9 protein-coding genes are annotated in these 8314 nt (G+C 67.8%); 4 read left to right on the plus strand and 5 right to left on the minus strand.

Annotation, left to right across the window (positions count from 1 at the left end):
• Entirely contained in the window at nucleotides 1–1185 is a 1185-nt protein-coding gene (locus BST28_RS10525) for an acyltransferase family protein (protein WP_043334794.1), read from the minus strand.
• Nucleotides 1186–1290: 105 nt separating this feature from the next.
• On the opposite strand from BST28_RS10525, the gene pgfA reads away from it, so the two are divergent.
• Entirely contained in the window at nucleotides 1291–2559 is a 1269-nt protein-coding gene (pgfA, locus tag BST28_RS10530) for a cell envelope lipid trafficking protein PgfA (RefSeq protein WP_165758068.1), read from the plus strand.
• Nucleotides 2560–2566: 7 nt separating this feature from the next.
• Nucleotides 2567–4264 carry an MmpA family trehalose lipid delivery protein gene (locus tag BST28_RS10535; protein WP_083080925.1) on the plus strand — a complete coding sequence of 566 codons (1698 nt, stop codon included), beginning with the start codon at nucleotides 2567–2569 and terminating at the stop codon, nucleotides 4262–4264.
• Here the strand turns inward: BST28_RS10535 and BST28_RS10540 are convergent.
• The 4 genes from BST28_RS10540 to BST28_RS10555 are packed head-to-tail and all read right to left on the minus strand — an operon-like array spanning nucleotide 4246 to nucleotide 6622.
• Complete coding sequence (locus tag BST28_RS10540) at nucleotides 4246–4524, minus strand: cytochrome C oxidase subunit IV family protein (protein ID WP_065287952.1); 279 nt, start codon at nucleotides 4522–4524, stop codon at nucleotides 4246–4248. The genes BST28_RS10535 and BST28_RS10540 overlap by 19 nt on opposite strands.
• 6 nt (nucleotides 4525–4530) lie before the next feature.
• Nucleotides 4531–5139 carry a cytochrome c oxidase subunit 3 gene (locus tag BST28_RS10545; RefSeq protein WP_083080927.1) on the minus strand — a complete coding sequence of 203 codons (609 nt, stop codon included), beginning with the start codon at nucleotides 5137–5139 and terminating at the stop codon, nucleotides 4531–4533.
• On the minus strand, nucleotides 5136–5891 hold the full coding sequence (locus tag BST28_RS10550; RefSeq protein WP_083080930.1) for a hypothetical protein: 756 nt from the start codon (nucleotides 5889–5891) through the stop codon (nucleotides 5136–5138). The genes BST28_RS10545 and BST28_RS10550 overlap by 4 nt, the downstream gene beginning before the upstream one ends.
• The gene (locus tag BST28_RS10555; protein ID WP_065287955.1) at nucleotides 5888–6622 is read right to left on the minus strand and encodes a hypothetical protein; all 735 of its coding nucleotides are present in this window, start codon (nucleotides 6620–6622) and stop codon (nucleotides 5888–5890) included. Before BST28_RS10555 ends, BST28_RS10550 begins: the two co-directional genes overlap by 4 nt.
• Nucleotides 6623–6779: 157 nt before the next feature.
• On the opposite strand from BST28_RS10555, the gene BST28_RS10560 reads away from it, so the two are divergent.
• A complete protein-coding gene (locus BST28_RS10560; protein ID WP_065287956.1) occupies nucleotides 6780–7400 on the plus strand; it encodes a TetR/AcrR family transcriptional regulator in 621 nt (206 codons plus the stop codon).
• A gap of 192 nt (nucleotides 7401–7592) precedes the next feature.
• On the plus strand, nucleotides 7593–8314 hold a 722-nt coding region (locus BST28_RS10565), incomplete at its 3' end, for a DUF222 domain-containing protein (protein WP_133054292.1).

Below are 8314 nucleotides of genomic sequence, written 5' to 3' on the forward strand. Positions count from 1 at the left end.
TCAGTGCGCGCCGACGGGCTCCGGTTCAGATCCGTCGGGCACCGTCTTTTCGGCGGCCACTGATTCGACTGTCTGCGGCGGGCGGCGGGTCTCCCAGCCGCGCAGCATCTCCCGGCACGGCTGCTCCACCAGGGCGTAGCTGACCGCGGCGATCGCGACGGTGAACACCATGGTCAGCACCAGCACCACCGCCATGTCCCCGGTGAACGCGAATCGACCGATCACCGGGAACACCATGTCCAGCGCGGCCAGATGCCAGATGAAGATCCCGTAAGACCAGCGGCCCAGCGTGACCATCGGCGCGCTGGCCAGGAATCGGTGCGGCGTGTCGGGCCGGTCCAGCACCAACGGCGCCAGCAGCGCCCAGGCCAGCACGCCGCCCATCGCGGTCCGCACGATGAACTGGCCAACGGTGGCCGAGGTCAATCCCTCCGGGCCGGCCAGCGGCGAGGCCGCCACCACGAACGCCACCAGGGTCAGCAGCACCATCGGCAGCCGCCGGCGGGCCAACCGGTGCACCCGGGTGACCGGGCTGAACGCCCACTCGGCCAGCAGCATGCCCGCCCCGAACCAGCAGCCGTAGGCCGGCGCCCAGTTCAGCGGGTTCACCCCGTAGGGGGTGTGGATCGGCAGAAATCCCCAGCCGAGGCTGAGCAGCGACACCGCGGCGATCACCGGCACCCGGGCGCGCACCGGCAGTCGCTTCGCCCCCAGCGCCAGGAGTGGCAGGGCGATGTAGAAGCTGACCTCCACCGCCAGGCTCCACATCTGGGTCAGCCCCGGTGTCAGGGTGAGCGGCACGTAGATCTGGGTCATCGTCAGGTTGGCCAGCCACACCGTCAGGCTGGCGCCCGCGGCGTCGGGCAGCAGGGCCAGGATCACCACCACCGACACCAGGTAGGCCGGCATGATCCGCACGACGCGCGACCGCAGGTAGTGCCCGGTGGGCGGCGCCGGGCGCAGCCCGCGCGCGGCCGCGGCGTGTCCACGCCACAGCAGGAACCCGCTCAAGGCGAAGAACACCGCCACCGCCATGTCGAAACGGCCCCACAGCCGGCCGGTGATCCCCGAGGAGTGCCCGGTCTGAAAGGCGACGTGCGTGATGACCACCCCGATGGCGGCGCAGGCGCGCATCCCCTCGACGGCGGGCAGGAAGCTGCGCACGCCACCAACCTGCTGGTTCATCTGATCGCGGTCCAAAGCATCAATGGACACACAGTAGCTGTTTGAACTTCTGCTGTTAGGGTCAGACAGATTTAGGTGTGGGTTGGCAAGGGAGGATACGGCGACGTGAACCGAGCAATCATGATGCGTATCGCGGCATGCGCAGTCATGGGCCTCGGCGCCGCCCTGCTGATCGCGGCTCTGTTGCTGTCCACCTACACCGCGGGCAAGATCGCCAAGATTCCGCTCGACCTCGACGTCACCCTGATCAGCAACGGCACCGGCGCCGCACTGGACCCGGAGTCCCTCGGCAGTGAGCACGCCGTCGTCGATCAGGACGTGCCGCTGGTGGCCCAGCAACAGATCGGGGTGGAGGCCCCGGCCAACGCCGACGTGGTGACCCTGCAGGCCGGCTCGTCGCTGCGGCGTGCGGACCGGCAGAAAGACACCGGCCTGCTGCTGGCCATAGTCGACACCGTGACGTTGAATCGCACGTCCGCAGAAGCGGTTTCGGATGACACCCACCCCGGCGGCTCGGTGCAGCGGCCGCGCAATTACGACGACGACAGCCCACCCACCAACATCGCGCTGCCGCACGAGGGACTGTCCTACCGGTTCCCCTTCGACACCCAGAAGCAGTCCTACCAGTACTTCGATCCGATCGCGCAGAAGGCCTACGAGGCCAACTACGAGGGCGAGGACGACGTCAACGGCCTGACCACCTACCGGTTCGTGCAGAACGTCGGCTACGACCCGGACGGCAGCCTGTCCGAGCCGGTGCGCTACCCGTCGCTCTACGGCCACGACGAGGACGGGGAGATCACCGCTCCCGCCCGGATGTGGAACATCGAGGGCGGCGACCCCGACGAGGACATCACCATGACGCGGTACTACGCCGCGCAGAAGACGATGTGGGTGGATCCGGTCTCCGGCACCATCGTCAAGACCAAGGTGCACGCCAACCACTACTACGCCCGCGACCCGCTGAAGCCGGAGGTGGCACTGGCCGACTACACGGTCACCAGCTCCGAAGAGACCATCGAGGCGCAGGTCGACGCCGCCCGCAACGAGCGGGACCGGGTCGCGCTGTGGTCGCGGGTCCTGCCGATCACCTTCACCGCTGCGGGGCTGATCTGTCTGATCGGCGGCGTCCTGGTCGGCTGGTTCAGCCTGCCCGCCGAAGCCGCCCTGGGGCGGCCGGGCGGCGGCTCCGACGGTGGGTTCTTCGGCGGCTTCGCGCCCAGGTCGCCGGCGACCGAGCACGCGTCAGGAGCCGAGGCCGAGACGGAGAAGCTGCCGACGCAGCGTCCCGCGCTGGACCACCCGGCGCCGCCACCGGAACCCGGCGGGCCACCGGACCGCGGAAATCCGGATCCCGCACCCGATCACCCCTAATCCCGCGGTGGTGCGGGCCGGGCGCTGGATCGCGCCATGCTATGCACTGGGGCTGACGCTGCTCATTCTGGCGCCGCTGCTGCGGCCGGGCTACCTCTTGTTGCGCGATGCGGTGTCGACACCGCGGTCGTATCTGACGTCGACCGCCCTCGGTCTGTCTGAGGCGGCACCGCGAGCGGTACCGCAGGATGTCGCGGTGGCGCTGGCCTCGCGACTGGTCGACGGCGGCATCGTGGTCAAAGCGCTGCTGTTCGCGGGGGTGTGGCTGGCCGGCTGCGGGGCGGCGCGGCTGGTGGCCACGGTGCTCACCGATTCCGGGATGCCCGCCCGGCTGGTGGCGGTCACCATCGCGATCTGGAATCCCTATGTGGCCGAACGCTTGTTGCAGGGACATTGGAGCCTACTGGTCGGCTACGGGTGCCTGCCGTGGGTTGCGGTGGCGATGCTGAAGCTGAGATCCGGTAGCGCCGGGCTGTTCGGGCTGGTGTTCTTCGTGGCGCTGGCGGGGCTGACCCCGACCGGACTGCTGCTGGCGGCGGTGGTGGCGCTGGTGTGCGTCGCGGCGCCGGGCTCGGGGCCGCCGAGGTGGTGGTGCGCGACCAGTGCGGTGGCGATCGCGGCCACCGCCGCGCTGCCCTGGCTGATGGCCCTGGCGGTGGGTTCGGGATCTGCCCGCGGCGAGTCGGCCGGGGTAGCGGCGTTCGCGGCCCGTGCCGAACCGGGGCTGGGCATGTTAGGCAGCCTCGCCGGGCTCGGCGGGATCTGGAACGCCGACGCGGTACCGGGCTCGCGGACAACGGTTTTCGCGCTGCTGGCGACGGGGGTGCTGCTCGGTGTGGTGGCGCTGGGGCTGCCGGCGGTCCGAGACCTCCCCGCCGCACGGCCGATGCTGGTGCTGGCCGCCGCCACGGTGCTGATGTTGACGCTGCTGGCTACCGGTCCGGGGCTGGCCCTACTGCGCTGGGCGGTCGATGTCGTGCCCGGCGTCGGGGTGGTGCGCGACGGTCAGAAGTGGGTGGCGCTGGCGATGCCCGGGTACGCGCTGGCCGGCGCCGGCGCGGTGACGGGTCTGCGGGACCGGCTGCCGGCGCCTCGGGCGGCGCTGGTGTGCTGTCTCGCACTGATCGTCGCGCTTCCCGACCTGGTCTGGGGCGTCGCCGGGCGGGTTCAACCGGTGCACTACCCGCCGGGCTGGGCGGCGGTGGCGGCCAAGATCAACGCCGATCCGCGGCCGGTGGCCGTGCTGCCGGCCGACACGATGCGGCACTTCTCCTGGGCCGGCCCGGCGCCGGTGCTCGACCCGTTGGGCCGTTGGGTGCGCGCGGAGGTACTGGCCACCGGCGATCTGAGTGTCGGCGGGCAGACCGTACCCGGTGAGGGCAGCCACGCCCGGGCGGTGCAGCAGGCGCTGATGTCGGGCGCCGAACCGGCCGTCCTGGGCGTGTACGGAGTGGGCTGGGTGGTCACCGAATCCGGCACCGACGGCGACATGGGCGCTGCGGCAAAGACTCTGATACGGCTGCCGATCGCTTACCGTGATTCCGACTTCACCGTCTACCGGGTCGGCAGCCGCGCGCCCAAGGCTCCCGCAGGCCCGCGCCGAGCCGTGCTGGCGGCGCATCTGATCTGGCTGGCGATGCTGGTGGTGGGTGCAGCCGGTCTGGCCGCACCGCTGGTTCGGCGAGGCTATCCGACGGCGAAATAGCAGCCGAACAGCAGCCCGAACAGCGCCAGCAGCCAGCCGTTCGTCGTCACCTGGAGCCACCTCGGAGCCCGCCGGACCTCCATGAAGTGCCATATCACCAGCTGCGACTTGACCGCGGCGATCGACAGGACGACGACGGTGACGGTCGCGTTGAGGTGGTGCGCCTCTCCGCCGTCCCGCGCGGTCTGCCACGACGCGACGGTCACCAGCGTCAGCAGGGCCCACACCAAGATCAACGGGTTACGCAGGTAGGCGGTCATCGGCGATCACCTCATCAGGTACAGCAGTGCGAACAGGATCAGCCACAAGATGTCGACCATGTGCCAGTAGGTTGCGCCGGTCTCCACCAACGAGATTCGCGGTTCGGACGGCCCGCGTAGGTTGCGGATGACGAAGCAGAGGATCACCAATCCGAGCAGCACGTGGCACAGGTGCATTCCCGTCATCACGAAGTAGTACATGAAGAACAGGTTCGTTCCCGGTGTCATCCCAGCGATGATCTCCAGGAGGTATTCGCAGATCTTGAGGAGCGGGAAGGCGGCACCGCAGACCAGGGCGGCGCAGAACAGCCGGTACGCATCCGCGGCCTTGCCGGCGCGGGCCGCTGAGGTGCCCAGCGCGACGAACAGCGAACTGGTCAGCAGCACCACGGTGTTGACGATGCCGATGTTGAGGTTCACGTTCGCCTGGCCAGCCAGGAACACGGCCTGGTCTTGACCGCGGAAGTACATGTAGGACACGAAGTAAGCGCCGAAGATCAGCAGGTCGCCGATGACGAAGAACCACATGCTGGCCTCACCGGGCAGGTGGCCGCGCGCCCGGCGGTCCAGGGTCGCGTCGGCACCGATGCTGGGCTCCGCTGCGACCTTGGTCATGTGGCGGCTCTCTGATGAGACCCGGTAACAGCAGCGGGTTCGTCGGCAAGCCAAGCATTTTCGAGTTCGGCCTTAGGCTGGTTCTTGATCGACCGGTAGATGCACGCGTAGACGATGAACTGCCAGGACACGTAGAGCGTCATGGCGAGCCAGAACGTCATCAGACCGTTCCAGGCGAAGGGCCCCGACTTGGCGATCCACACCGGCGCGGCCATCAGCTCTGTCACGTATTGCCAGACGGTGTAGTAGCCCAGCCATTTCGGCAAGATGTTGTTCTCGTCGAGAATGATCGCCAGCCCGAAGGCCATCCACATGATGCAGAAGCATCCCAGCGAGCCGATGAACGCCAGATAGCCGAAGTCGTAGAGCATCGCCAGGATCGCCGGATCGTAGCCGGGCCGGAATGCGCCGAGCCCGAAGCAGAACATGCCGAACAGCATGCCGACGATGGTGCCGGTCATCGCGCCCATCATGACGGTGTACCGGAAGACGGGGCTGACCGACATCCGCTTGATCTGGATGAGGTAGCACGCGTTCGACACCGGCGCCAGGCCGAACGCCAGTGTCAGCACGGTGCAGGCGATCAGCAGATTGTGCGACTGCATGAAGTCGAGGATCTGGGGCTGCGAGGCGCTCGGCGAGCGGGGCGGCATCATCCAGCTCAACGGGACGAAGACCAGCCCAAACAGGGTGAAAAAGACCGGGACCGACCAGAACGCGATCCACTGATCCCGTTTCGCGGCCTTGGTCATGCCAGCGCCTCGCGCTCGTCGCCCTGGCGATCCACGACGTCGCGGAGAACCGCGAACATGACCACGAGATAGACGGCGAAAACACTGAGCCGCAGGGTGAACGACAGCGCCCCGTCCCAGGCGAGGGGCCCGGTCTTGTATAGCAGCGAGAACGCGCTCGGAACCAGCAGCGCGGCTACCGCGATGTTGAAGTGCGCTACCCAGCGGGGAAAGACCGGATCGGGCCGGGCGTCCAGGTAGATGCTGACGGCCAGGCAGAGATTCTGCACGATGATGGTGCCGACGGGTGCGATGAAGAAGAACCACGCCATGTCGTTGAGCAGGCTGATCAGTTGCGGGTCGCGTTCGGGCCGGAAGGCGGCCATCGCCCAGCAGTAGTCGGCGAGGATGAACGCCGTCAGCCCCACCCCGACGCAGAGCAGATAGGCGTAGGTGAACACGCTGCTCGACGTCGCGGTCCGGGAGATCTGCACCGCGGTCACCGCGAAGAGCGGAACCAGCGAGCACGCAATGAGATTGCACAGGATCGTGACGCCCAAAACGCCGGTGACGTTCTCGGCGAAGAAGGCCGCGACCTGCTCGGGCGTCAGCGTCGGCGACAGCGGCGGGGAGAAGACCGGGAACAACAGGTAGGCCAGCGCGAACAGTGCCGCTGCGGGCGGCACCGTCCACAACAGAATGCGTTGACCCCTGGTGTTCATCGCCTCAGTCGTCGCCGTAGCTGCCGTCATCGCCCGCCCCTGCCTGGTCTGCCACCACCCGCTCGGTTGCTAGGTCTAACACAGTCACTGACAAATGACAACGAAAAAACGCGCCCGCTCGCTCGAATATGGGTACTGAGGACCCATTTAGTGTTTTTTGGGTGACGTCGGTCAGTGAGTAGTTCGGCTGCGGCACAATGAGCGCGTGCCAGTCAGTGCGACCCAGCGTGAGGCCCAGCGTCGCAGAACACGCGCCCGCCTCCTCGATGCCGCGATCGTGGAGTTTCAGCGGGCCGGCACCAACGCCGCAGACATCAACGCCATCGCCACAGCGGCGGGGGTGGCGCGCAGCACCTTCTACTTCCACTTCCCCACCAAGGAGCATGTGCTCCTCGAGCTGATCCGACGAGACGAAATGCGCCTTGCCGAAGAACTCAGCCGATTCCTCGACACGCGCCGTCAGCTGGCCGCGGTGTTGAAGGAGATCGTGGAGCTGGTCCTGGCCCTCGAAAATCGCTGGGGCTCAGCCCTGTTCCGCGATGTCCTCAGCCTTTACTTTTCACCAAACCGGCCCGAACCGGAGCAGTGGGCCAATCACCCGACCTTCGTGCTGCTGGCCGCCGAGATCGAGCGCGCACGCGTTCGGGGCGAACTCTACGACGACGTGGACTCCTACCACAGTGCGGCGTTCTTCCTGCTCGGTGTCTACGCCCTGCTCACCACGGTGGGTGAATCTGACGGCGAACGCGACACGGCACTGCGGAAATTCGTCACCAGCAGCCTGCGCAGCATGGTTCCGCAGGCCTGATGGCAGCGCCATCCGGAGCGAGCTCGACCGCGGCATGACACACGGACTGTCAGTCAGCTGTTCCTGACCGCGCCCGGTAATCACCGGCAGCTCGCCGTCGTGTCGCATCAGGGCGCACCCCCGCGTCGCCGTATCCAAAACTAGCGACCCTGCCAGAAAGTTGAGTCAGTAGAGAGGTGTACAATCGCACATATGTTCGAACAGATCGACCTGCCCGACCCCGACGCCCTCGCTGAGCTCGACGAGGCCGCGCTGGTGGCAGCGATCGGGGGGTGGGCCCAAGCGGAGTCCGTCGCGGCTTCCCGCCGCCTGGCGGCGATCGCCGAGCTGATGGGCCGCAAACTCTACGACGACCCAGCGCATTCGAAATGGGCTTGCGACGGCTGGGACGCGGTGGCCTCCGAAGTCGGTGCGGCTTGCGATGTCAGCCACGGGAAGGCATCCGGGCAGATGTATTTGGCTTCGGCGCTGCGCGAACGTCTCCCCAAGGTGGCCGCCCTGTTCGCCGCCGGACAGCTCAACGCCGCTCTGGTGTCCACCATCTCCTGGCACACCACCTTGATCGAAGACCGTCGGGCGCTTGCCGCGGTCGATACCGCCCTAGCCGCCGACGCCCTGCACTACGGGCCGCTGTCGGCGTTCAAGACCGGGCAGGCCATCGACGCGGTCGTCGAGGCCCACGACCCGCAGGCCCTGCGCCGCAGCCGGCAAAATGCCCGCTCCCGCGACCTGGTGGTCGACAAACGCAACACCGACCATGCCACCACCCCGGTGTGGGGCCGGCTGCACGCCCACGACGCCGAAGCACTCGATCGGCGGCTGATGGCGATGGCGCATAGCGTGTGCGACGACGATCCGCGCACCATCGCCCAACGCCGCGCCGACGCCCTCGGCGCGCTGGCCGCCGGCGGGCA

This window comes from Mycolicibacter kumamotonensis, from assembly GCF_002086285.1.
In the GTDB taxonomy this organism is placed as follows: domain Bacteria; phylum Actinomycetota; class Actinomycetes; order Mycobacteriales; family Mycobacteriaceae; genus Mycobacterium; species Mycobacterium kumamotonense.

Excerpts from the sequence above, each read along its gene's own strand:
- BST28_RS10555 (WP_065287955.1), bottom strand. The coding sequence starts at position 6,622 with ATGACGGCAGCTACGGCGACGACTGAGGCGATGAACACCAGGGGTCAA.
- BST28_RS10525 (WP_043334794.1), bottom strand. The coding sequence starts at position 1,185 with ATGAACCAGCAGGTTGGTGGCGTGCGCAGCTTCCTGCCCGCCGTCGAG.
- BST28_RS10550 (WP_083080930.1), bottom strand. The coding sequence starts at position 5,891 with ATGACCAAGGCCGCGAAACGGGATCAGTGGATCGCGTTCTGGTCGGTC.
- BST28_RS10545 (WP_083080927.1), bottom strand. The coding sequence starts at position 5,139 with ATGACCAAGGTCGCAGCGGAGCCCAGCATCGGTGCCGACGCGACCCTG.
- BST28_RS10540 (WP_065287952.1), bottom strand. The coding sequence starts at position 4,524 with ATGACCGCCTACCTGCGTAACCCGTTGATCTTGGTGTGGGCCCTGCTG.